The sequence below is a fragment of the Herbaspirillum sp. ST 5-3 genome (genome assembly GCF_004804275.1).
Taxonomy (GTDB): Bacteria; Pseudomonadota; Gammaproteobacteria; order Burkholderiales; family Burkholderiaceae_D; genus Noviherbaspirillum.
The window spans coordinates 134,597-159,856 of sequence record NZ_STGI01000004.1; the positions used below are offsets into that span (position 1 = coordinate 134,597).

Annotated in this window: 18 protein-coding genes; 8 read left to right on the plus strand and 10 right to left on the minus strand. The window is 61.5% G+C overall.

The window, feature by feature from the left end; all coding sequences use genetic code 11:
* Window positions 1-42: 42 nt before the first annotated feature.
* The 4 genes from E6W33_RS09845 to uraH all read right to left on the minus strand — a co-directional run bounded on the left by E6W33_RS09845 (window position 43) and on the right by uraH (window position 4,309).
* On the minus strand, window positions 43-969 hold the full coding sequence (locus E6W33_RS09845) for an ABC transporter permease (protein ID WP_136417007.1): 927 nt from the start codon (window positions 967-969) through the stop codon (window positions 43-45).
* On the minus strand, window positions 966-2,030 hold the full coding sequence (locus E6W33_RS09850) for an ABC transporter permease (protein WP_136417009.1): 1,065 nt from the start codon (window positions 2,028-2,030) through the stop codon (window positions 966-968). Before E6W33_RS09850 ends, E6W33_RS09845 begins: the two co-directional genes overlap by 4 nt.
* Window positions 2,023-3,555 (minus strand): ABC transporter ATP-binding protein, encoded by a 1,533-nt coding sequence (locus tag E6W33_RS09855; protein ID WP_136417011.1) that lies wholly within the window; start codon window positions 3,553-3,555, stop codon window positions 2,023-2,025. Before E6W33_RS09855 ends, E6W33_RS09850 begins: the two co-directional genes overlap by 8 nt.
* A 400-nt stretch (window positions 3,556-3,955) precedes the next feature.
* A complete protein-coding gene (gene uraH, locus E6W33_RS09860; RefSeq protein WP_136417014.1) occupies window positions 3,956-4,309 on the minus strand; it encodes a hydroxyisourate hydrolase in 354 nt (117 codons plus the stop codon).
* A gap of 288 nt (window positions 4,310-4,597) precedes the next feature.
* Between uraH and xdhA the strand changes: the two genes are divergently transcribed.
* From xdhA to E6W33_RS09885, 5 genes are all read left to right on the plus strand, one after another.
* Window positions 4,598-6,067: a xanthine dehydrogenase small subunit gene (gene xdhA / locus E6W33_RS09865; protein ID WP_136417016.1), complete on the plus strand. Its 1,470-nt coding sequence runs from the start codon at window positions 4,598-4,600 to the stop codon at window positions 6,065-6,067.
* Between the two features lie 10 nt (window positions 6,068-6,077).
* The gene (gene xdhB / locus E6W33_RS09870; protein WP_136417018.1) at window positions 6,078-8,423 is read left to right on the plus strand and encodes a xanthine dehydrogenase molybdopterin binding subunit; all 2,346 of its coding nucleotides are present in this window, start codon (window positions 6,078-6,080) and stop codon (window positions 8,421-8,423) included.
* 30 nt (window positions 8,424-8,453) lie between these two features.
* Window positions 8,454-9,491 (plus strand): xanthine dehydrogenase accessory protein XdhC, encoded by a 1,038-nt coding sequence (gene xdhC, locus E6W33_RS09875; protein WP_136417020.1) that lies wholly within the window; start codon window positions 8,454-8,456, stop codon window positions 9,489-9,491.
* A 13-nt stretch (window positions 9,492-9,504) separates the two neighbouring features.
* Window positions 9,505-10,827, plus strand: a complete 1,323-nt coding sequence (gene guaD / locus E6W33_RS09880; RefSeq protein ID WP_136417022.1) for a guanine deaminase — start codon at window positions 9,505-9,507, stop codon at window positions 10,825-10,827.
* A gap of 202 nt (window positions 10,828-11,029) precedes the next feature.
* Window positions 11,030-12,130, plus strand: coding sequence for a porin (locus E6W33_RS09885; RefSeq protein ID WP_136417024.1), 1,101 nt, complete (start codon window positions 11,030-11,032; stop codon window positions 12,128-12,130).
* 146 nt (window positions 12,131-12,276) lie between these two features.
* Here the strand turns inward: E6W33_RS09885 and E6W33_RS09890 are convergent, their stop codons facing one another.
* Both E6W33_RS09890 and E6W33_RS09895 read right to left on the minus strand, forming a co-directional pair.
* Window positions 12,277-13,905 carry an aromatic amino acid ammonia-lyase gene (locus E6W33_RS09890; protein WP_136417026.1) on the minus strand — a complete coding sequence of 543 codons (1,629 nt, stop codon included), beginning with the start codon at window positions 13,903-13,905 and terminating at the stop codon, window positions 12,277-12,279.
* A gap of 31 nt (window positions 13,906-13,936) precedes the next feature.
* A complete protein-coding gene (locus tag E6W33_RS09895; RefSeq protein ID WP_136417028.1) occupies window positions 13,937-15,148 on the minus strand; it encodes a urate hydroxylase PuuD in 1,212 nt (403 codons plus the stop codon).
* 239 nt (window positions 15,149-15,387) lie between these two features.
* On the opposite strand from E6W33_RS09895, the gene E6W33_RS09900 reads away from it, so the two are divergent.
* The 3 genes from E6W33_RS09900 (at window position 15,388) to E6W33_RS09910 (ending at window position 19,196) form a co-directional block, all read left to right on the plus strand.
* A complete protein-coding gene (locus tag E6W33_RS09900; RefSeq protein ID WP_136417030.1) occupies window positions 15,388-16,326 on the plus strand; it encodes a LysR substrate-binding domain-containing protein in 939 nt (312 codons plus the stop codon).
* Window positions 16,327-16,482: 156 nt separating this feature from the next.
* The gene (gene puuE, locus E6W33_RS09905; protein ID WP_136417032.1) at window positions 16,483-17,445 is read left to right on the plus strand and encodes an allantoinase PuuE; all 963 of its coding nucleotides are present in this window, start codon (window positions 16,483-16,485) and stop codon (window positions 17,443-17,445) included.
* Window positions 17,442-19,196: an allantoate amidohydrolase gene (locus tag E6W33_RS09910; RefSeq protein WP_136417034.1), complete on the plus strand. Its 1,755-nt coding sequence runs from the start codon at window positions 17,442-17,444 to the stop codon at window positions 19,194-19,196. Before puuE ends, E6W33_RS09910 begins: the two co-directional genes overlap by 4 nt.
* Window positions 19,197-19,198: 2 nt before the next feature.
* Here the strand turns inward: E6W33_RS09910 and E6W33_RS09915 are convergent, their stop codons facing one another.
* From E6W33_RS09915 to E6W33_RS09930, 4 genes are all read right to left on the minus strand, one after another.
* Entirely contained in the window at window positions 19,199-20,467 is a 1,269-nt protein-coding gene (locus E6W33_RS09915; protein WP_136417036.1) for a glycerate kinase, read from the minus strand.
* A gap of 85 nt (window positions 20,468-20,552) precedes the next feature.
* Window positions 20,553-22,286 carry a thiamine pyrophosphate-binding protein gene (locus tag E6W33_RS09920; RefSeq protein WP_136417038.1) on the minus strand — a complete coding sequence of 578 codons (1,734 nt, stop codon included), beginning with the start codon at window positions 22,284-22,286 and terminating at the stop codon, window positions 20,553-20,555.
* 14 nt (window positions 22,287-22,300) lie between these two features.
* Window positions 22,301-23,914: an FAD-binding dehydrogenase gene (locus tag E6W33_RS09925; RefSeq protein WP_136417040.1), complete on the minus strand. Its 1,614-nt coding sequence runs from the start codon at window positions 23,912-23,914 to the stop codon at window positions 22,301-22,303.
* Entirely contained in the window at window positions 23,895-25,151 is a 1,257-nt protein-coding gene (locus tag E6W33_RS09930; RefSeq protein ID WP_136417042.1) for an L-lactate dehydrogenase, read from the minus strand. Before E6W33_RS09930 ends, E6W33_RS09925 begins: the two co-directional genes overlap by 20 nt.
* Between the last annotated feature and the right edge of the window lie 109 nt (window positions 25,152-25,260).

Here is a 25,260-nt window from a genome sequence, read left to right on the forward strand (position 1 = left end):
GTCCCGCACATCCGTAATCCGGTCCTGCCAAAACTGCCTGCCTCAATGCGGATGGAAATTCTTGCCGAGCGAGGCCGGCATGTTGAGCTTGATCCAGGTCGCATTGGTGGATATCAACACCAGCACCACGATGGTGGCGAGATACGGCAGCATCGACAGCCATTGCGAGGCGATCGACACGCCCAGCCCCTGCGCATGGAAGGTCATGATCGTCACGCCGCCGAACAGATAGGCACCGATCATCACCCGCGCGGGGCGCCAGGTCGCAAATGTGGTCAGCGCCAGCGCAATCCAGCCGCGCCCGGCCACCATGCCCTCGACCCACATCGGGGTGTAGACCAGTGACATGAACGCGCCCGCCAGGCCGCAGCAGGCGCCGCCGAACAGCAAGGCCGCGAGCCGGATCAAGCGCACGTTGTAGCCGAGCGCGTGGGCCGACGACGGCGACTCGCCGACCGCGCGCAGCACCAGACCGGCGCGGCTGCGATACAGGAACAGAATGATCGCGCCGCACAGAAGCAGCGAGAGGTAAACCATCGGATGCTGCTTGAACAAGGCGGTGCCGACAAACGGCATATCGGACAGGAGCGGCAGCGCGAACTTCGGATTCTCCAGGCTGTGGCCGACGTAATCCATGCCGATATAGGCCGAGGCACCGCTGCCGAACAGTGCCAGCGCCAGCCCGGTCGCATACTGGTTGGTGCCCAGCCAGACCGTCAGCAAGGCGAAGAACCCCGCGAGCAGCATCCCGGCCGCCGCGGCAGCAAGGAAACCGGCCGTCACGCTGCCGGTATTGACGGCGGTGGCGAAACCGACAATCGCGGCAACCAGCATCATGCCTTCCGCACCGAGGTTGACGACGCCCGACTTCTCATTGATTAGCAGGCCCAGTGCAGCCAGCATCAAAGGCGTGCCGGCATTGATGGACGCGGCGATCATGGGGGCAAGATCGGCTGTCAATGCACTCATGATTTCCTCCAGCTCAATTTGTAATGGATCAGCACGTCACAGGCCAGCAGCGAGAACAGCAGGATGCCCTGGAACACGCCGGTAATCGCGCTCGGCATGCCCAGGCGCGTTTGCGAGAGTTCGCCGCCGATATAGAACAGCGCCATGATGAAGCTCGAAAAGACCACGCCGACCGGATGCAGGCGGCCGACAAAGGCCACGATGATCGCCGCAAAGCCGTAGCCCGGCGAGACGGACGGCGTGAGCTGCCCGATCGGCCCGATCACCTCCGATACACCGGCAATGCCGGCCAGCGCGCCGCATACCAGCATCGAGGTCCACAGCGACTTGCGCGACGAGAAACCGGCATAGCGTGCCGCCGCCGGGGCCATGCCGCCGACCTGCAGTCGGTAGCCGGCAAAGCTGCGCGACAGGAACAGCCAGCCGAGCGCGGAAGCGATCAAGGCCAGCACGAAGCCGAAATGCAGGCGCGTGCCCTGGAGGATGTTGGGCAGCAGGAAGCCTTCCGACAACATGCGCGATTGCGGAAAATTGAACCCCTCGGGATCGCGCAGCGGACCGTTCACCATCAGGCTCAGCAACAGTTGTGCGACATACACCAGCATCAGGGACACCAGGATTTCGTTGGCGTTGAAGCGGTCGCGCAGGAAAGCCGTGATCGCCGCCCACGCCATTCCGCCGACCATGCCGGCCAGCAGCATGAGGGCAATCATCAACGCGCCGCCACCTTCGCCGTGGTCGAAATAGAGCCCGACCGCGCCGCCGGCGATGGCACCGATGACGAGCTGGCCTTCCGCGCCGATATTGAAGACGTTTGCGCGGAAGCAGATCGCGAGGCCGACGGCAATCAGCAAGAGCGGCGCGACTTTCACGCCGACTTCCGACCAGCCGCGCAGATCCTTGATCGGTTCGATGAAGAAGACCGACAGGCCGGCCACCGGGTTCTTGCCAAGTGCGAAGAACACGATGACACCGAACACGACCGTCAGCAGCACCGCCAGCACCGGCGACATCCAGGACATCAGCGCCGACGGGCTGGGCCGTTTTTCCATCTTAAGCATTGGCCACCTCCTGCCGCAGAGCCTCGTCGCGATCCCACAGGCCGCTCATCCACTGGCCGATCAGGTCGACCGTCGCCTCCGAGCATTTGATCGAGGGCGACAACCTGCCCTTGGCGATCACCACCAGACGATCCGATATCTCAAACAATTCATCGAGCTCTTCCGACACCACGAGCAGTGCGCAACCCGCATCGCGCAAGGCGACCAGCTCCGCACGGATCTGTGCGGCGGCGCCGACGTCCACGCCCCAGGTCGGTTGCGCAACGATCAGCACTTTCGGATCGCGCATGACTTCGCGTCCGACGATGTATTTCTGCAGATTGCCGCCCGACAGGCTGCCCGCGGTGGCATGCGGACCTGGCGCTTTCACCTTGAAGCGGTCGATGATGGCGGCGGCGAGATCGTGGATGGCGCGAAAGTTGATCAAGCCGTGCCTGACCGTGTTCTTGTTCTGGTGCGAAAGAAGGACATTGTGTGCCAGCGACAGATCCGGAACGGCGCCGCGGCCAAGACGTTCTTCGGGCACAAATCCGAGTCCGCGTCGCCGGCGCCGCGCGGCATTCATGCGGCCGACCGCTTCGCCGTTGAGCACGATCGCATCCGGCCGCGCGCGCGGATCTTCGCCGGACAAGGCGACGAGCAATTCCTGCTGTCCGTTGCCGGATACGCCGGCCATGCCGACGATTTCGCCCGCGCGCACATCAAGGTTGATGTCGGCAAGCGTCGTCCCGAACGGGTGGCTTTTCTGCAAGGAGAGATTGCGCAGCGACAGCATCTTCTCGCCAGGTTGCCGGTCGATCGACTTGATCGCCGGCGGTTCCGAGCCAATCATCATGCGCGACAGGCTGGCGGCGGTTTCCTGTGTCGGATCGCAGATGCCCGTCACTTTCCCGGCGCGCATCACGGTGCACTTGTGGCAGAGCGAACGAATTTCATCGAGCTTGTGGCTGATGTAGAGAATGCTGCAGCCTTCCGACGCCAGCTTGCGCAGCGTTTCGAACAGTTTTTCGACTGCTTGCGGTGTCAGCACCGAGGTCGGCTCATCGAGAATCAGCAACTGGGGTTTGGCCAGCAAGGCGCGCACGATTTCAACGCGCTGGCACTCGCCGACTGACAGCGTGTGCACATGACGCTGCGGCTCCAGCTCCAGGCCGTATTGATGCGCGGTCGATTCGATCTGCTTGCTCAATGCATCGAGATTGGTATCCCGCGGCAAGCCGAGCGCGATGTTTTCGGCCACGGTCAGTGTGTCGAACAGCGAAAAATGCTGGAACACCATCGCAATGCCGAGCTTGCGCGCCTCCGCCGGATTGGCGATGTGCACTTCTTTTCCGTTCCAGAAAATCTGTCCCGCGTCCGGCTTGACCGCGCCGTAGATGATCTTCATCAGGGTGGATTTTCCCGCGCCGTTCTCGCCCAGGATCGAGTGTATCTCTCCCGGAAGCACATCCAGATCGACGCCGTCATTGGCGATCACGGAAGGATATCTCTTCGTGATCCTGCTCAGGGTTAGGCGGGTGTCCATGTCTCACTCTTCTTGAAGCCACTACGCGAAAAACCGATATGGTAGTAGCTCTGTTGTCTGAATATTCTTGTAATTGATGAAAATTACAGGAAATATCTCGGGTCAATATACATTTGTCTGTATGTGAAATATAGAAGAGCGGATATAGGCACGACGGAATCGGTCTGTACTGCAATTGACGGGAAGGACATGCATCGGAGAAGCGGCTTTGCTGAGGCGCGGCGTCTGTTCTGGTGGATCGCAATTGTCTCATGCAAGCGCGAAACTTGCGCAGCGTGCAACGCAAAAAAGTCATCGTGTCGCACGTCTGTGATGCATCGGCTGGAAGCCAATTCCCTGGATGTCATCAGGGCTGAATTTTCGAACCCGCACCCGGCACAGCTTGCACGGTTCAGCGTGTTTAGCTGCCGCGGTAGGTCGAATAGGCCCAGGGAGATACCACCAGGGGTACGTGATAATTTTCGTCGGGGTCGGCTATTCCGAACGCGATGATGACGCGATCGAGGAAGCGCGGTTGCGGCAGCACGAGACCGTGGCCGGCGAAATAATCGCCGGCGCCGAACACCAGCTCGTATTGTCCCGCGCGCATTTCCTCACCTTGCAGCAAAGGCGCACCGCAGCGGCCATCATGGTTGGTCACGGTACTGCAGAGCAAGGTCCGCTGGGTGGCTTTTACTTCATACAGTTCGACAACAACCCCTGCCGCCGGTTTGCCGTGGGCGATGTCCAGCACATGCGTGCTCAGTTTTCCCATTGCATTCTCCTGTTGTGTTGATCCGGCAATGATATATCCGCATGCCGTCCTCCATATTGCGCAGGCGATATAGGCTGCATCGCCCTTCCCGCATGAAGGCAAGCCGGGTGCTCATACGCTTGCCCATATACCATCTATTGCCGCCCATGCGCTGACGCGTGTGTCCGCTTCTTGCATGATAAAACTTTCCACCGCCACCGGATGGACGTAGTCGCTCGCCATGCCCGGCACCAAGCTTCGGCAAGTGCGATTTGCGATGCTAATCTAGAGAAATCCAAGCGAGACAGCATGTCACAAGCCATACGTTTTCTATACCGCGGTGAAGTCAGGACGGTTTCCGATGCATCGCCCACCCGGACTGTCCTGCAGCATGTGCGCGAGGACCAGCACTGTACGGGAACCAAGGAGGGCTGCGCAGAAGGCGACTGCGGCGCGTGCACGGTCATTATCGGCGAGCTGAAAGGCGACGCGGTTGAACTGAAGACGGTCAATTCCTGCATCCAGTTCCTGCCGACGCTGGACGGCAAGGCGTTGTTTACCGTCGAAGATTTGAAGCAGCCCGATGGGAGCCTGCACCCGGTGCAGCAAGCCATGGTGGATTGCCATGGTTCACAGTGTGGTTTCTGCACGCCCGGTTTCGTGATGTCGCTCTGGGGGCTGTATTTGAAGCAGGACGGCAAGACATCGCATCCGGAGCGCAAGGAAATCGACGACAGCTTGTCCGGCAACCTCTGCCGCTGCACCGGCTACCGGCCGATTGTGGACGCCGCCCATCACATGCTCGATCTGCCGCGCGTCAAATTCGACCGGGATGCTCTCGCGGCAATGCTGAAAAATATCCAGCGCAGCGAGATGCTGACCTACGCCCATGACGGCCGGAAGTTTCACGTACCACAGTCGCTGGACCAGCTCGTGAGAATCCGCGCGGAGAACCCGGCCGCGACCATCCTGTCCGGTTCGACCGACATCGGCCTGTGGGTGACCAAGCAAATGCGTGAACTGGGCGACATCATTTACATCAACCAGGTCGCGGAGCTGCAAACGCTGGCTGAAAAGGATGGAACGCTCGAGATCGGTGCAGCCGTGACCTTGAACGATGCCTACGCGGCACTCTGCAGGCACTATCCGCAGGAATTGTCCGAGCTGTGGCAGCGTTTCGCATCGCTGCCGATCCGCAATGCCGGCACACTGGGCGGCAATGTCGCCAACGGCTCGCCGATCGGCGACTCAGCGCCCTGGCTGATTGCGCTCGGCAGCGAGATTGTCTTGCGCGGCAAGAATGGCCGGCGCGTCATGCCGCTGGAGACGTTCTACCTCGATTACCAGAAGAAGGATTTGCGGCCTGACGAAATCGTCGAGGCGCTGCGCGTGCCGCTGCCGCAAGCCAATCGCCGTTTTCGCACCTACAAACTGGCGAAGCGCTTTGACCAGGACATTTCCGCTGTGTGCGCGGCCTTTGCGATCACGCTGGACGGCGAGATCGTGCGCGAGGCGCGCATTGCCTTCGGCGGCATGGCCGCCACCTCACGCCGCGCGCCAAAAGCGGAGGCGGCACTCAAGGGTCGCGCCTGGGACGAAGCCGCCCTGCAGGATGCCATGCAGGCGCTGAGCGAGGACTATGCTCCGCTTACCGATATGCGCGCAAGCGCTGCCTACCGCGTCAAGGCCGCCCGCAATCTGCTGCGTCGTTTCTGGCTGGAGACACGCCTCGATGCACCGCTGCCCGCCACTGCCGTCAACGCATTCGCGAGCGCATGACGAGACGATCATGAACAAGCAAACAGACTCTTTCATCACGCAACCCGCTCAAGCCCGATGGGCCGCCGTCGGCATTGCGCAAGCGCACGAGTCCGCGCGGCTGCATGTGCTGGGCGAGGCAACTTACACCGACGACATTCCGGAACTGCAAGGCACCTTGCACGCCGCGCTCGGCCTGTCGCAAAAGGCACATGCCCGCGTGAAATCCATCGATCTCGCCGAAGCCAGGAAGTCGCGCGGCGTGGCGGCGGTGCTCACCGCGAAGGACATTCCCGGCACCAATGACTGCGGCCCGATCGTCCATGACGACCCTATCCTCGCCGACGGCCTGGTGCAGTATGTCGGCCAGCCGGTATTCATGGTGGTGGCCGATACGCACGACAATGCACGCCGCGCCGCCCGGCTCGCCAGGATCGATTACGAGGAATTGCCGGCGATCCTGACGCCCCAGGACGCCAAGCGAGCGCAATCCTGGGTCTTGCCGCCGATGCATCTCGCACGCGGCGATCTCAGGCAGGCGTTCGAGCAGGCACCAAATCGCGTGAAAGGCGAACTGTATGTCGGCGGCCAGGAGCAGTTTTATCTGGAAGGCCAGGTTTCGTACGCGATCCCGAAGGAAGATCACGGCATGCTGGTCTACTGCTCGACGCAGCATCCGTCGGAAATGCAGCATGTGGTCGCACATGCGCTCGGCCTGCATTCGCATCATGTGGTGGTTGAATGCCGCCGCATGGGCGGCGGTTTCGGCGGCAAGGAATCGCAGTCCGCCTTGTGGGCGGCGGCCGCATCGATTGCCGCCGCGCGGCTCAAGCGTCCTGTCAAGCTGCGCGCGGATCGCGACGACGACATGATGGTGACCGGCAAGCGCCACGACTTCCATTACGAATATGAAATCGGATACGACCATGACGGCCGCATCCTCGCGGCCCGCGTCGAGATGGTGGCGCGCGCCGGCTATTCCGCCGACTTGTCCGGCCCGGTCGCGACGCGCGCCGTGTGCCATTTCGACAACGCCTATTACCTCCCCGCCGTGGACATCCTGGCCCTGTGCGGCAAAACCAACACGCAGTCGAATACCGCCTTTCGCGGCTTCGGCGGGCCGCAGGGCGCGATCGCGATCGAATACGTCATCGACGACATCGCACGCAATCTCGGCAAGGACCCGCTCGACGTACGCAAGATCAACTTCTACGGACGCGACGATGCCGAAGGTCGCAACGTCACGCAGTATGGTCAGAAGGTCGTCGACAATATCATCCATGAACTGGTCGCGGAACTCGAAGCCGACAGCGATTACCGCGCACGCCGCGAGGCCATCCGCGCATTCAATGCCACGAGTCCGGTGCTGAAGAAAGGCATTGCCTTCACCCCGGTCAAGTTCGGCATCGCGTTCAACCTGACGCATCTGAACCAGGCCGGCGCACTGGTGCATGTGTATGTCGACGGCTCGGTGCTGGTCAATCATGGCGGCACTGAAATGGGCCAGGGTGTCAACACCAAAGTGGCGCAAGTCGTCGCCCACGAACTTGGCCTCGACTTGTCGCATGTGCGCGTTTCCGCTACCGATACCAGCAAGGTCGCCAACACCTCGGCCACCGCCGCCTCGACCGGCGCGGATCTCAACGGCAAGGCCGCGCAGGATGCGGCGCGCCAGATTCGCGAGCGTCTGACCGCATTTGCCGCGCAGACGTGGCAGGTCGATCCGTCAACCATCCGGTTTGCCGACAATCAGGTCTACATCGATGGCAGCCCCGAGCCCTTCCCCTCGCTGGTACGCCGGGCGTACAACGCACGCGTACAGTTGTGGTCGGACGGCTTTTACGCCACCCCTGGTTTGCATTGGGATGCGGCGACCATGACCGGCAATCCCTTCTTCTACTTCGCCTATGGCGCAGCAGTATCGGAAGTGATCGTCGATACGCTCACCGGCGAATGGAAACTCCTGCGTGCCGATGCGCTCTACGACGCCGGCAATTCGCTCAATCCGGCCATTGATATCGGACAGGTCGAGGGTGGTTTCATTCAGGGCATGGGCTGGCTCACGACCGAGGAATTGTGGTGGGGCAAGGCGGGCAAGCTGATGACACACGCGCCGTCAACCTACAAGATTCCCGCCGTGTCCGACTGCCCGCGCGATTTTCGCGTGAAGCTTTTCCGGAATCGCAATGCGTCGGACAGCATTCATCACTCGAAGGCCGTGGGCGAACCACCGCTGCTGCTGCCCTTCTCGGTATTCTTCGCCATCCGCGACGCAATCGCCAGCGTGGCCGATTACAAGCGGAACCCGCCGCTGAATGCACCGGCGACGAGCGAGGCAATCCTGAATGCGGTCGACGCGGTTTGCGCGTCGACGTGAATCAACGACTGATTTCGCACTGAGAAAAACATGACCGACTGGCTCTCCGCACTCAGCAACGCCGCCGCTCGCGCCGAACCGGCGGTGCTGGTCACGGTCGCTTCGGTGCAGGGCTCCAGCCCGCGCGAACCGGGCGCGAAGATGCTTGTCACAACCAAGGCCCAGTGCGACACCATTGGCGGCGGCCACCTGGAGATGCGCGCCGCTGAAATCGCACGCGAGATGCTGGCCATGCCGTCCGGATCGATCGCCGCGATGCGCCGCATCGAACGCTTCGCACTCGGGCCCAGCCTTGGGCAGTGCTGCGGCGGCGTGGTGCTGCTGGCCTTCGAACGTATCGAAGCCAAGGACCGTGATTATGCCGTCTGCCTGAATGAATATCGGGCCAGGCGGCAGGACTACTGGCGGTTGGTGCCAATGGACGCGTCCTTGCCTGCACAAGTCATCGATAAGGAGGAGCAGCCGCTATGCGGGGCGCTTCCGTTGCCTGAGCACATCGACCTCGCCCGCGAATGCCACATCGTGGTGGACAGCGAAGGCTGCCGCTGGCTGGTCGATCCCTTGTGCGCATACCGTGCTCATCTGGTCCTGTTCGGCGCCGGCCATGTCGGCGCTGCGATCGTGCGCGCATTGGCGGAATTGCCGTGCCATGTGACCTGGGTCGATGAGCGCGAGGACATGTTCCCGGAAAGCCTGCCGGCCAATGTGAAAACGGAAGTGACCGACACGCCGGAAGCAGTGGTCGATGAAGTATCTCCGGGCGCGAGCTATCTGGTCATGACCCACAGCCATGCGCTCGACCAGCGGCTGGCCGAAACCATCCTGCGTCGCGCCGATGCAGCCTGGTTTGGACTGATCGGTTCGGAAACCAAGCGCGTACAGTTCGAACGCCGCCTTCGTGCGCGGGGCATGCCCGAAGAACGACTGAAGCACATGGTATGTCCGGTCGGCGTGCCCGGCATCAGCGGCAAGACGCCTGCGGTGATCGCCGCATCCGTATGCGCGCAATTGCTGCAGGTTTGGGAGAAGAGCGAACAGACCGAACAGGCACTCACACCAAACGAATAACAAGAAAATTTCAATGATATCGACACTCGCCGCTCACAATCTCCAGGCTTACCGCGCAAGCATTCTGCACTTCACCGCCGACCCCGCCTTCGATGACAAGGCCAGTGCCTGGCACGAAGACGGTTTGTTGATCGTCGAGGATGGCCGCGTGCTTGCGGCGGGCGACTTCGCACAGTTGCGCGACCGCGTTCCACCGCAAGTCGAGATTCAGGATTATCGCGGCAAGCTGATCGTCCCCGGCTTCATCGACACCCATATCCACTACCCGCAAACGGATATGATCGCGTCGCCCGCACCCGGCCTGCTGCCGTGGCTGGAGACGTATACCTTCCCGACCGAGCGCAAATTCGAGGATCCGCAACATGCCGCGGAAGTGGCGCGCTTCTTCATTGACGAACTCCTGCGCTGCGGCACCACGACCGCCATGGTGTATTGCACGGTGCATCCATCCTCGGTGGATGCCTTTTTCAGCGAGAGCGAAAGGCGCAAGCTGCGCATGGTCGGCGGCAAGGTCCTGATGGACCGCAATTGTCCCGGGTTTCTGCGCGATACGGCCGAGGGCGGCGTGCGGGACAGCGAAGTTCTGATCAATAAATGGCACAAGCGCGGCCGCCAGCTTTATGCGATCACGCCCCGCTTCGCCCCAACATCGACACCGGCCCAGTTGCATCTTGCCGGCGAGCTTGCGCGCGCCTATCCCGATACCTTTCTCCAGACGCATGTCGCGGAAAACACCGATGAAGTGGCATGGGTCAAGTCCCTGTTTCCCGATTCTCGCAGTTATCTGGACGTGTACGACAAGGTCGGCATGATGCGGCCGCGCGCTATGTTCGGCCATTGCATCTGGCTGGACGAACATGACCGGCGGCGCATGCACGAGACGCAGTCGGCGGCGGCCATCTGCCCCACTTCCAATCTCTTCCTCGGCAGCGGCCTGTTCGATTTCGCGGGCGCCGATGCGGCGCGGATGCTGCTGTCATTGGCAAGCGATGTCGGCGGCGGCACATCGTTTTCCATGCTGCGCACAATGAACGAAGTTTACAAGGTGGCGCGCATGGGCGGCACTTACCTGTCCGCCTTGCGCATGTTTTATCTGGCGACGCTGGGCGGCGCGCGCAGCATGCAGCTCGAAGGAACGATAGGCAACTTTGCGGCAGGGGTCGAAGCCGATTTTGTTGTATTGGACCCACACGCGACTCCGCTGCTGGCACGACGAACCGCACGCATTGAAAGCCTCGAAGAACTCCTGTTTGCATTTGCCCTGCTCGGCGACGATCGCGCAATCGCTGCGACGTACAGCGGGGGAAACCTGGTTCACGCGCGCGTCGACTGTTGATGATGTTGCGTGCAAGTTGAGGTGAACAAGAAAGTGGTTTGAATACGTTCAAACCCGAGAATTTCTCTTTCGCGAAAGCGGCAAGGGAAAGTAAAATGATTGCCGCTTGGAAATAGGGAAACCCGACGGCAATCTCGAAGCAGGGATTTACCGTCCGGGGAGGACTCCCGGTTTCATTAACTGCATCTGATCTGGAGAGCTCATGCAACAACGCAAGTTCAAGTTAACACAACTCGCCCTCGCGGCAGCCTTGGTCGCGGCGACCGCTGCACCGGCGGCCATGGCACAAACCAATGTCTCGGTAAGCGGCCTTGTCGACGTTTTCGCCGGCAAAGTGCGCAACGCCGGCGACGCGAACAGCCGTTCCGTCGTCAACAGCGGCGGCATGACGACTTCCTGGTTCGGATTCAAGGGTTCCGAGGATCTCGGCGGCGGCCTGAAAGCCAACTTCCAGCTGACCAGCTTCATTCAGGCGGATACCGGCTCGCAAGGCCGCTTCCCCGGCGATACCCTGTTCTCGCGCGACGCCAATGTCGGCCTGTCCGGCAGCTTTGGCGCGGTTTCACTCGGCCGCGAACTCGCTCCGCAATTCCTGCCGACCATTCTGTTCAATCCGTTCGGTGATTCCTACACGTTCTCGCCGCTGATCCTGCAGGCCGATGTGCCGCTGTTCAACGGATCGGCCTGGACCAACTCCTTCACGGGCGATACCGGCTGGAGCAATTCGATTCGCTATACGACACCGAACTTCGGCGGCCTCACCGCGAACCTGCATTACCAATTCGGCGAAGTGGCGGGCAACAACGGCAAGAACAACGTCGGCCTGAACCTGCTCTATTTCGGCGGCCCGCTGGCCCTGACCGCGTTCTATCACAACGTCGAAATCAACAATCCGCTGAATGTCCCGGCCGGCAATGTACAACCCGGCGGCAACCTGCCGCTCGCCTCGGGACTGTCCGCAGCACGCCAGACCGCATGGATGGTCGGCGGCAGCTATGACCTGAAGGCAGCGAAACTGTTCGCGACCTACGGCCAGACCTCGCACAACATCGACCTCGACGACAAGACCGTGTCGCTCGGCGCAACCGTTCCCGCCGGCCAGGGCAAGATCATGGCAGCCTGGGCACAGACCAAACGCACCGGCACGGCCATCGGCGCCGACCAGAAACGCAATACGACGTCAGTCGGCTATGACTACGACCTGTCCAAGCGCACCGATCTGTACGCAGTCTTTATGAATGACCGCATCACCAGCCAGAACAACGGCAACAGCTTCGGCGTCGGCGTGCGTCATCGTTTCTAGGATTTTGAATCGGGCGAGAGCGCAAGCTGTCGCCCGTGTGTGTTGCCGGCCACAAGCCTGCTTCACATGATTGATCGATTGATTTCGATTTATCAGACCAGCCCGGCGGATCGCCGGGCTTTCTTTTTAGGGCGTGTGCTTGTCCCTTATTGGGCAAAACTGCCGATCTTCTTCTCCACCGCGGCACGCACCGAACCGCTCGTGATGAACGAGCGCGCGGTGGCAATGTCGTTGTGAAACCAGCGATCGCCTTCCAGGCAGGCCGGGATCTGGCGACGGATTTCTTCGTAGGCCGCCTGCGTTCCCTTCCCCAGCACGAATCCGGGCAACAGCGATTCCGTCATGGTCAATCCCTGCGCGGCGAACAGCATTTCCACGCCGACGATGTATTGCGTGTTGGCGACCACGGTCGCGGCCTTGCGCGCGCACCAGGTCGAGTTCGAGACGTGATCCTCGCTGTTGCCCTTGGCCGGGATGCTGTCCACGCTGCCCGGCATGCAAAGCGTGCGGTTTTCCATCACCAGCGAACTCATCGAGCACTGCACCACCGTATAGCCGGTGTTGACGCCGCGAATGCCGCTCATCAGGTTGCGTGGCAGTCCCCACGACAGCGTGGGATCGATCAGGCGCGCAATGCGCCGCTCGCAAATGCTGCCGAGGTCGGCGATGGCCATCGAAAGCAGGTCCATGGCCTGCGCCAGATACTGGCCGTGGAAATTGCCGCCCGAGATGATCTCGAACCCGCCGCCCTCCTTCCCGAAAATCAAGGGATTGTCGGTGGCCGAATTGATCTCCTTGTCGACGATGGTATCGATGTAGTCGAGCGCATCGAACACCGGCCCGTACACCTGCGGAGCGCAACGCAGCGAGTACACGTCCTGGATGCGCGGCGTGTAGGGAATGTCGGTGCGACGCGATTCTTCCGGAAACTGCACTGCGCGCGCCTCATGCGAGGTGCGGGTCGAACCCTTGAGCAGCGTGCGGATGATCGCCGCGGTCTTGATTTGTCCGGCATGCGGTCGCGCCTGATGAATGCGCTCGTCGAATGCCGACATTTCCGCGCGCATGGCTTCCAGCGTCAGCCCAAGCGACACGCAGGCATCCGACAGAAGATTGCGTGCATCATTAGACGCCAGTACGGCAACGGCGAGCGAGACGGTGCAGCCGTTGATCAGCGCCGAACCATCCTTGGCCTTCAGATCAAATCTGACCGGCTGGATGCCGGCGGCAACAATGGCCTGCGGCGCGCTCATGCGCTGGCCTTTGTACATGACCTCCGCCTCATCGAATCCCGCGATCGCCGCTGCGAGATAAGACAGCGGCGCAAGATCGCCGGAGGCGCCGACCGAACCCTTCTGCGGCATGACCGGATGGATTCCGGCGTTAAGGAAAGCAAGGAGGCGATCCACCACCTCGACACGCGGCGCGGAGTAGTTGCTGGCGAACGCATTGGCCCGCAGCAGCATGGTGGCGCGGCTCACCTCTTCGGAAAAAGGCTCGCCCAGCCCGGCGGCATGCGCCTTGATGAGCTGCGTCTGGAACAGTTCGATATGCTCGACCTTGACGCGAGTGTCCTTCAGCAAGCCGACGCCGGTATTGAAGCTGTACATCATTGGCGCATCGTCATGCATCCAGGTGGATTCGATGTAATCGCGGCTCTGCTTCAGCGCATCGCGCGAGGATTGCGCCAGACGCACCTCAACGCCAGGGTCGCGTGCAATGCTGACGACCTGGTCAGCGGTCAGAGTGAAGCCGTCGATATGGATAATGGTCATGGTCTTGTTTCCGTTGTGATTCCGTTGTGACTTATTTGGCGCCTGATTCATACCAGCGTGCAATCAGCGCGCGTTCCTCGTCCGTCATATTGGTCAGGTTCCCGATCGGCATGGATCTCAACTGTACTGCCTGCCGATACACGCGATCCGCATGCTGCCGCAGCAAATCATGCGTGTGCAGCATCACGCCTGCCGGCGCGGTCGCAAAGCCAGGTTGGGTCGGCTTGTCGGAGTGGCAGACCGCGCAGCGCTGCGCGATGACGCCCTGCACTTGCGCGATGTCGACCGGCGCCCCATCGCTTGACGAGAGCTTCGCTGCGGGGCGCGGTGCAATTGCTACCGCGACCACGAGAAGCAAGGCGACACCGGCCGCCGGATAGCCCCATGCAATTCTTCCCTTGTGCCTGAGGTTGAAGAAATGACGAATCAGCACGCCGGCTGCCATGATGCCCGCCAGGACCAGCCAGTTGTTGGCGTGGTTGTAGGTCATCGCATAGTGATTGCTGATCATGATGAACAGCACCGGCAGCGTGAAATAATTGTTGTGCACGCTGCGCTGTTTGCCGCGCTTGCCGTAGATCGGATCGGGCGTTTTGCCGGCCTTCATGGCGTCGACCAGCTTGCGCTGGCCGGGGATGATCTGCATCAGCACATTGCCGACCATGATGGTGCCGATCATCGCGCCGACATGAATGTACGCGGCGCGGCCGCCCAGGAATTTCGAGAGCACGAAGGCCGCCAGGACGATCAGAAGATACATCACGATGCCGAGCAGCCCGTCGTGCTGACCGAGCGGCGACTTGCACAACAAGTCATAGACGACCCATCCGGTGACCAGAGTGCCGAGGCCGATGCCGATCGCCTGCGCGCTGCTGATGTCGGCCACCGACTTGTCGATCATCATTGCCGGCGCGTTGAAGTAATAGACGATGAACAGCATCGCAAAGCCGGACAGCCAGGTCGAGTAGGCTTCCCACTTGAACCAGTGCAGTTCCTCGGGCAACTGCTTGGGCGCGACCAGGTATTTCTGCGGATTGTAGAAACCGCCGCCATGCACCGCCCACAATTCGCCCGACACGCCTGCCTTTTCCAGCTCGGAGCCGGGCCTGGGGGGCCTGATCGAATTGTCGAGCCAGACGAAATAGAAGGACGCGCCTATCCACGCAATGCCCGTAATCAGATGCAACCAGCGGACCAGCAGGTTCAGCCATTCGACGCCGTAATTCAGCAACAAAGCTTCCATGAACTCCTCAGGACAGAAGCTCGTCTGCCTCCGCGGGCGCTTCAGACGAGGGGGATTGTCTCCCGATTGGTCGCGAACCGTTGACAGCTCCGCTGCGACCGGGGTTAACCGACTTTCGATTTCGCGCGCGAGCGACATGCGCGCCGGTTTTTTGATGTTAAAAGATAGACTTTTTTGTAGCTCGGAACATCCGGCATCAAGTATATTTCACATACACATAACGATATAGAGGGGACGCAATGTCAGGCTTGCCGGATCATCTGGACATCCATCTCATACGCATCCTGTATTTGCTGCTCTCCGAAAAAAACGTCTCGCGCGTCGCGCTCAAGCTCAACCAGCCGCAGCCGTCGATCTCGGCTTCCCTGCGCAAGCTGCGCGAGCTGACCGGCGATCCGCTGCTGGTGCGCGGCGCACGCGGCATGGTGCCCACCCAGCATGGCGAAAGCCTGCTGTTGCCAGCCAAAAAGATACTCGACGAAACCGAAAAGCTTTTCGCGCAGAAGACCGCGTTTTCCCCGCAACACGAAGCACGCACTTTTCATATTGCCGCCCCGGACTATCTGGACAGCCAGTTCCTGCCCAATATCGTTGCCGCCGTGCGCCGCGAATCGCCGAAGAGTCGGGTCGTTCTGCACGGCAAGGGGCCGGACAACGATTACCTGAAACTGCTGTCGGACGGCGAGCTCGACATCGTGATCGCCAACTGGGACGACCCGCCCGAGCACCTGCACATGTCCAAGCTGTTCGAGGATGAGATCGCCTGCATCATGCGCGCCGATTGCGCCTATGCGCTGCGCACCGGGCCGGACGACATGACGGTCGAGGACTACCTGTCGCTGCCGCATGTCGCGCCATCGCAGATGCTGCCGGGCTATTCCGGCGTGATCGAATCCTTTCTCGCCAAGCAAAACATGCACCGCAACGTGGTGGTCGAGTCCGCCTATTTCGGACTGATTCCGCACATGCTCACGCGCAGCGACTTGGTGTTGACGACGGGCCGGCAATTCATGCGCTTTTACGAGCGCAACCTGCCGCTCAAGATTTTCACCGTGCCGATCAAGTTCCCGACCATGCGTTTTTACCAACTATGGCATGACCGGGTGCATCATGCGCCCGAGCACAAGTGGCTGCGCGAACTGATCGCCGCGACCGCAAAGTCACTGGTGCAAAAATAGGCGATCGCCGCTATCTGTCTATATCGCGGCGCTGAAAACTGTTATCAGCCGATGCATATATCGCGGTGCCGCCTTCGCTTTACTATCGTCTATCGTTCCATCGTTGTGCCGGCGAAGCGTCGCCGCCCCCTCATGATCAAGTCGTTCAGGTGAAGCGTGTCCGATCTCTACAAAAACTACCCCCGCGACCTCGTCGGCTACGGCCGCAATCCGCCGCATGCGCAATGGCCGGACGGCGCGCGCATCGCTGTCCAATTCGTGCTGAATTATGAAGAAGGCGCGGAAAACTGCGTTTTGCATGGCGACAAGGCATCCGAAACCTTTCTTTCCGAAATCATCGGTGCGCAAGCATTCGAGATGCGGCATCTGAGCATGGAGTCGATCTACGAGTACGGATCGCGCGCCGGCCTGTGGCGGGTGCTGCGCATGTTCGAGGAACGTGCGCTGCCACTTACCGTCTTCGGCGTGTCGATGGCATTGAAGCGCAATCCCGAGGCGGTGGCCGCGTTCCAGGAACTCGGCCATGAGATCGCCTGCCACGGGCTGCGCTGGATCAGCTATCAGCACATGGATGAGGCGACGGAGCGTGCGCACATGCAGGAGGCGGTGCAGATCATTCGCGAGCTTACCGGCGCCGCGCCGCTCGGCTGGTACACCGGCCGGGACTCGCCGAACACGCGCAAGCTGGTGGTCGAGCACGGCGGCTTCACCTACGACGCGGACTATTATGGCGACGACCTGCCTTTCTGGGAGCAGGTCAGCGTCAGCGGCGCGGACGGTCAAACGGTGAAACGCCCGCATCTGGTGGTGCCCTACACGCTGGATTCGAACGACATGCGCTTTGCCGCCATGCAGGGCTTCAACTCGGGCACGCAATTCTTCGATTACCTCAAGGATGCCTTCGACGTGCTGTATCGCGAGGGCGATCCGGATGGCATCAACCGCCCGAAAATGATGTCCGTCGGCCTGCACTGCCGTCTCATCGGACGGCCGGGGCGCGCTGCGGCGCTGGCGCGTTTTCTCGACTATATCCAGTCGCACGACAAGGTCTGGGTCACGCGCCGCATCGATATCGCCAATCACTGGCGCACCATGCATCCCTTCACTGCAGCCCCATGAGCATCACACTGGAACAATTGAATAGCTGCGAGGCCGCCGAATTCGCGCGGGTACTTGGCGGCATTTACGAGCATTCGCCCTGGATTCCCGAGCGCGCGGCACCGCGACGCCCGTTCAAGACCCTGACCGCGCTGAAGCAAGGCTTGCAGGCAGTGGTGAGCAAAGCCAGCGAAGACGAGCAACTGCGCCTGATCCGCGCGCATCCCGAACTCGCGGGCAAGGCGGCCATCGCCGGCCAATTGACCAGGGAGTCGAGCGGCGAGCAAGCCAAGGCCGGCCTCAACAACTGCAACCCGGAAGAATTCGCCGCCTTGCAGAAGCTGAATGCAGACTACAACGCGAAATTCGGCTTTCCCTTCATCCTTGCAGTCAAGGGGCCGGACGGCAAGGGCTACACCCGCCAGCAAATCATCGATACCTTTGCACGCCGCTTGAAGAATTGCCGCGATGATGAGCTCGCGGAAGACCTGCGCCAGATTCACCGTATCGCTGAACTGCGCCTGAACGATCTGTTCGGTCATGCGCCCTTGCTGGGCAATACCATCATGGAATGGGCGGAAGTGATCGGCGCCTGGAGCGATGAGGAACAGGGTCTCACCTGCGCCTACATGACCGGCGCGCATCGCAAGACCGCAGCGCAGATCGCGGTGTGGATGCGTGAAGCCGGCATGCAGGTGCATATCGACGCCGTCGGCAATGTGGTCGGCCGCTATCAGTCGGACACGCCGAATGCGAAAACCCTGATGACCGGCTCGCATTACGACACGGTCTGCAACGGCGGCAAGTACGACGGCCGCGAAGGCATACTCTTGCCGATCGCCGTGGTAAAGCATTTGCATGAACGCGGCGAGAAACTCCCCTTCCATCTTGAAGTCATCGGTTTTTCCGAAGAAGAAGGCGTGCGCTTCAAGAGCACTTTCCTCGGCAGCAATGCGATTGCCGGACGCTTCGATCTCACATTGCTGGACAAGCTGGACGCCGACGGCATCAGCATGCGCGCTGCCCTGCTGGAGGCATGCCACAATCCGGACGATATTCCGCAGATCGCGCGTGATCCAAAGGACCTGCTCGGCTTCGTCGAGGTGCACATCGAACAGGGACCGGTCCTGCTGGAGCATGCCCTGCCGGTCGGCATCGTGAGTTCGATTGCGGGCAGTTGCCGCTACCTGCTGGAGTTGACCGGCGTCGCCAGCCATGCGGGAACGACGCCGATGAACATGCGCAAGGATGCCGCAGCCGCTGCTGCCGAGATCATCCTGTACGTGGAAAAGCGTTGCGCGCAATTCCCGTCGCTCGTCGGCACAGTCGGCCAGTTGCAGGTCCCGAACGGGTCGGTCAATGTGGTGCCCGGTGCGTGCCGACTGTCACTCGACATCCGTGCGGCCAATGATGCAATCCGCGACGCGGCCATCGAGGACGTACTGCGCGAGATCGATGCGATCTGCACTCGACGCAATGTGGAATCCAGACTGGAATTGCTGATGAGTGCGCCAGCCGTGCCCTGCGCACCGCGGTTGATGGAAAAACTGTCGGCGTCAGCCGAACGGCTCGGCGTGACGCCTTTCACGCTCAGCTCGGGCGCCGGTCATGATGCCATGGCCATGGCGGCGATAACGGATGTTGCCATGTTGTTTACGCGCTGCGGGAACGGCGGCATCAGCCACAATCCGCTGGAAACAATGACTGCCGACGATGCGGAGATTTCAGCGCAGGTATTCCTGGATTTCCTGCGGCACTTCAAGACTGCTTGAGATCACAGAATCAGAATGGCGCGAAAATCATTCACATTGGTTCGCGTCGGCCCTGTCATCACCAGGTCGCCCAGCGCGCTGAAGAATCCATAGCCGTCGTTATTGTCGAGCATCGCACGTGCGCGCACACCGAGCTTTTCCGCACGCTCAACGGAGTCTGGGGCATAGATCCCGCCCGCATTGTCCTCCGAACCATCGATGCCATCGGTATCGCACGCAATCGCATGAACGCCTTCCAAGCCGTGCAATGAAGTTGCCAGGCTCAGGAGGAACTCGGCATTGCGTCCGCCACGGCCGTTACCGCGCACCGTCACGGTCGTTTCGCCGCCGGATATCAGGACGCAAGGACGCTGGAAGGGTTGATTGCGCAAGGCCACTTGCCGCGCCAAGGCAGCATGGACCATGCCGACGTCGCGCGCCTCGCCTTCGATTTCATCCGAAAGAATGTAGGGCGTGATTTCCGCCGCGCGCGCGGTCGATGCGGCCGCTTCCAGCGCCTGCTGCGCGGTGGCGATCACATGATGTTCATTGCGAGCGAAGCGCGGATCGCCCGGCTTCGGTGTTTCGCCGGCGCCGGAAGCGAGGTATTGCTCCATGGTGTCGGGAATCGTGATCCGGTACTTGCGCAGGATGGCCAATGCTTCCTCGCAGGTGGTCGGGTCGGGCAAGGTCGGGCCGCTGGCGATCACGCCCGGATCGTCGCCCGGCACGTCGGAAATCAGCAAAGTCACGACGCGGGCCGGCGCACAGGCCAGCGCGAGGCGCCCACCCTTGATTGCCGAGAAATGCTTGCGCACGCAGTTGATCTCCGAGATCGTCGCTCCGCTCTTCAGCAATGCCTTGTTGACGGCTTGTTTTTGCTCGAGCGTGATGCCCTGTGCGGGCAAGGCAAGCAAGGCGGAGCCGCCGCCGGAAATCAGGCACAGCACCAGATCCTTTTCAGTGAGTCCGCGCACCATTTCCATCATGCGCCCCGCCGCGCGCCGTCCGGCTTCATCGGGCACCGGATGCGCGGCCTCGACTACTTCGATGCGCTTGCAGTCGGCGCCGTGGCCATAGCGTGTCACGACCAGTCCGGAAAGTTCGCCCTGCCAGTGATCTTCCACCACTTTCGCCATCGCGGCCGCGCCCTTGCCGGCGCCAATGACCAGCGTGCGGCCCTCGGGAGAGGCTTGCGGCAGAAAGGCGGGAAGGCACTTTTCCGCACTGGCTGCGCCGACTGCGCTGTTGAACACATCGAGCAAAAACTGGCGGGCTTGTGATGGATGCATGATGCAGGTTTTTCCTGGTAACGATGCCCGCTATTTTACGGCGTGCCTGGAATGCGTGCTGAATGCCCTTGGTCGCTCGTCCTTCCTACCCCGTCACTTTTCGCATCAAGGCGCGTCCCGCGAAACGCATGCGTTGCGACAAGGGAAAACGCTTGAAGGTCGACTTCGCCGTGCCGCTGGTAAATGCGGTGCGCTTCGAATAATCGATGGCGACGTCGACGATCACCGGCCGCCCATCCCTCGCAAGCCGGCGCGCATCCGCAATGGCGCCGGCAATCGCTTCCTGGTTTGGCATGTTGATATACGCCGCTCCCGTGGCCATCGCGATGCCTTCGATATTCGGACCGGCGAGTACCGTGCACGGCTTGCGGTTGTAGGGAATCTGCTGCGCCTGCGCGATCTGTGACAGCTCTCCGTCGTGGAATACAAAATAGATCACGCCAAGCCCACGTGATGCCGCCGTCACGATCTCCATGCAGGTCATCATGAAACAGCCATCCCCGACAATCGCGAACACCTCTTTCTCCGGTTGCGCCAGCTTCGCGCCAATCGCGGCCGGAACGGCGTAACCCATCGCATTGAAATCCGTCGGCGTCAGCAGCTTGCCGCCGCGATGAATGGGAAAAAGTTCGGCGGTCAGGAAAGTGTGATTGCCATCGTCCAGCACCGTCACCGCATCATCCGGCATTTGACGGCGCAGCTCATCGAAGAAGCGCGCGGGATTGACGCGTCCCTTGCTGTCATGCGCGTACCATTCCTCCCGGTAGGCGCGCTTGTCGCGTGCGATCTGCGCCTGCAGTTCCGTGTTGGCAGGCCGTCCTCCGCGCGACCGAAGTTCGGTCAACAGTGCGCCGAGAACAAGCCTGGCATCGCCGGCGATGCTCACCTGGCTCGGGTAGTTTGCATCGAACACATTCGGATTGATGTCGATGTGCACGAGGGCCGGAGGAACGGTCGCGCTGAAGCTGCCAGTCGGAATTTCGCCGAAGCGCGCGCCGACCGCGAGCATGGCATCGCATCCCGCAAACGCATTGCGCGCCGCTGGCACTGCCGAGGGACTGAAACCGAAACCGGTATGCAGCGGATGGTCGCCGGGGAAACTCGCCAATCCCTGCAAGGTGGTGCTGACCGGCGCCTGCAGCAATTCGGCGATGGCGGCGATTTCATCCGTCGCCATGCGCGCGCCCCAGCCGACAAACAAGCCGGCCTTCCTTGCGCCGAGCAGGACATCGGCGGCACGCCGGATAAGCGCAGGGTCGGGAGCCGATGGCGCCGCCAAGGGTTTCCACTGCGGCAGCCCACCCACTTCGCCGGGAAACAGTTGCAGATTGACGGGAAGTTCGATCAGCACCGGTCCGGGTTCATTGCTCGTCGCGATCCGGTAGGCCTCGAAAATGGTCGGCACCACATCTTCATGCCGCGTGATGCGGAACGCCGCCTTGGTCAGCGGTTTCGCCAACGCGAGCTGGTCGATGTCGTGCAGTTGAAATTGTCTTCCCGTATCGGTGCGGATGCCGCCCGAAAAGATTAGCATCGGAATACCATCCAGAAGCGCCTCGCCGATGCCGCTGGACGCATGCGTGAAGCCGGCGGCGGGCACGATGGCGAGCGCGCCGATCGTGTCGTCTGCCGCGCGGCTCACGCCGTCTGCCATGAATGCCGCGCCGCCTTCGTGCGTGACAAGCACCGGCGTCACCGTGGCCGAATTGTTGAGTTCGTCATACAACTCGGTGTTGTGCACGCCGGGTATGCCGAAGGTGAATTTGATCCCGAGCTGCTCCATCGCATAGACGGCCAGCCAGGCAGCGGTTTTCTTCATGCTTGTCTCCTTTTTTATTTTGCAATGGCTTTTGCGGCACGCCGCGCGCCATAGATGCATCCGCCGAGGAAAGTCCCTTCCAGTCCGCGCAGGCCGTTCATGCCGCCGCCACCAAATCCTGCGGCCTCGCCGGCCGCATACAGGCCGGGAATCGGCTCGCCCGCCTTGCTCAGCACGCGGCTGTCGAGGTCGGTCTGGATGCCGCCCAGACTCTTGCGGCTGATGATGAATTCGCGAATGGCAATCAGGGGCATCGCCGCGGGATCAAGAATCTTCTGGAACTTGCAGGTACGGATGCGATCGCCGCGCCATTTGCGCAGGTGCGCGATGCGGCGCAATTGTTCGTCGTTGTGCAGCGTCGGACCGCGATCGATTTCGGCGTCGTAGCGCTCGACCATCGAGCGCACGGCATGAAGATCGACCGCAGTATCGCCCTGCAAGGCATTCATCTTCTCCACCAGCTCCGGCAGTGACGATGCCACCACGACGTCATTGCAGTTCTCCGTCATCTGTTTCAGCAGCCATCGGTTGCCCAGCAAGGCGTCGCGCAGGAATCCGACGATCTTCTTGTCGCGAATCGAAGGGTTGAATTCCGCACCCGACACCGCAAGCTCCTTCAACGCGATCTTCCGGTTCAGCAGTTGCCAGGAATATTGTTTCTCCTGCCTGCAGATCTGCGTCACCAGTTCCCGCGTGTCGAAGCCGCTCACCAGCGGTTGTGGACCGATGCGCTCGCCGCACCAGTTCAGCCACAGGGCCGAGCGCGGCGGCACCAGCGACAGCCCGTGGCCCGGCTTGCGCGGACGCCAATGATGCACGCCGGCCGCGTAGTTCCACATGCGGTCGAGATAAGTCAGATTGCCGCCGACGGATTGCACCGCGTCATGCAGCATGCCGTCGGCAAATTTGTGCGAGCCGTTCAGGATGACTTCCGGCGGCGATTTCCACTCGGCGTGCCAGTGTTCGCGCACGCGCTCGATATTGCCGTTGATGCCGCCGCTGGCAACCAGCACGGCACCGCCTTGAGCGACGAAATCTTCCTTCGTGTCTTCGGTGACACCGCGACAGCCGATGATGCGGCCTCCCTCCGAGATCAAGCCGTCGACCCGGTGCTGGAAGTGCAAGCTCAAGGCCTTTCGCCGCGGATGCGCCTGCAATGCATTGATCAGTTGCGTCGCGAGGCCATGTCCGGTGCCCCAGGTCACGTGCCAGCGCGGCACCGAATTGCCGCCGCTGAACTGGCCGCGCTCCACCCATAGCGGCAAGGGAAGGAAACGGACACCGCGCTCCTTGAGCCAGCAGTAGATGTCGCCATGACTGTCGTTGACGTAGGACTCGGCCCAGCGGCGCGGCCAGAATTCTGCCGACGCGTCCTGCCCGAAGCCGCCGAAGGCGAGCCAGTCCTGCAATGCCAGTTCGGGCGTATCACGAATGCCGTAGCGACGCTGCTCCGGGGTGCCGACCAGCAGGATGCCGCCGAAACTTTCCTTCGCCAGCCCGCCGAAATTTTCCTCGGTATCGCGCTCCAGCAATGTCACGCGCTTGCCGGCCGACAGCAGTTCCAGCGCGGCGACAATGCCGGCCAGCCCGCCGCCAACGATCACGACCTCACTTTGATATTTCTGCATAGTCCACCCGGGAGTTCGCAACATCGTCGATGCCTGCGCCTGCCGCGCCTTTCATGGTGTCCATCTGTACGGCCGATGCCAGGATGTCCTTGTTGATTTCATTCAGGTTGGTGCAAGCCGTGAGCGCCATCGCTACTTCCATCTCCTTGCGCATGATTTGCAGCACATGAGCGACACCTGCCCCGCCGGCGCCTGCCAGCGCGTAGGCCCAGGCACGTCCGATGATGCAGGCACGCGCCCCGAGTGCCAGCGCCTTGACCACATCGAGTCCGCTGCGCACGCCGCCGTCGACCAGCACTTCGACACGATCGCCCACCGCGTCCACGATCGGAGGTAGCGCCGAAATCGATGAGGGCACGCCGTCGAGCTGCCTGCCGCCATGGTTCGAGACGACCACGCCGTCGAAGCCGAGACTGGCTGCCGTGCGCGCGTCGTCCGGATCGAGGATGCCTTTGACGACAATCTTGCCCGGCCAGTTTTCGCGCAGCCATGCGAGGTCGTTCCAGGTGACTGCGGGATCGAACTGTGCATTCACCCAGGCACGAAAGGCGGGAAGACTTTGCGCCGCCGGCATGGCCTTGACCAGGTTGCCGAACACCAGCGGCTTGCCGCGCATCGCCATGCTCAATGACCACGCGGGATGCGAGATGAAGTCCCAGGCCTTGGCCAGTTTTCCGAACGGGCTGCTGATGCCGGTCATGCCGTTGCGCACGTCCCGGTAACGCGCACCCACCACCGCGAGATCAACGGTAAAGACCAGGACCGGGCAGCCGGCCGCATGCGCCCGTTGCAGCAGCTCGCGCGCATAGCCGCGATCGCGCATGACGTACAGCTGATACCAGAACGGCGCGCTGGTGTTTGCCCGCACTTCCTCGAGCGAACAAATGGAAACCGTCGATTCGCAAAACGGCACGCCCGCGCGCTCCGCCGCCTGCGCCGCCTGCACCTCGCCGCGCGGCGCGAACATGCCGGCCAGGCCGACCGGGCCGAGGATGACCGGCATAGCCAGTTTCTGGCCCAGCACTTCGGTCTTCAGATTGATGTGTGATATGTCGCGCAAGACCCGCTGCCGCAGGAGAACGCGGCGGAAATCCTCGACGTTGTTGCGCATGGTTGCTTCATCGTATGCGCCGCCATCAAGGTAATCGAAGAACTGGCGCGGCAATCGCCGCCTTGCCAGCTCACGGTAGTCGCCGGCCGAAGCCGGTTGAAGAAAAGACGGACGTGCCTCGAACATGGTTTGTCTCCCGAATTATTCTTTGCAGGCCAGGCGATGCACGGCGCGGCAGTTGGCGCGAGATTGGTCCCGGCTTTATTGCCGTAGTATCCTGCATACGGCGATACGT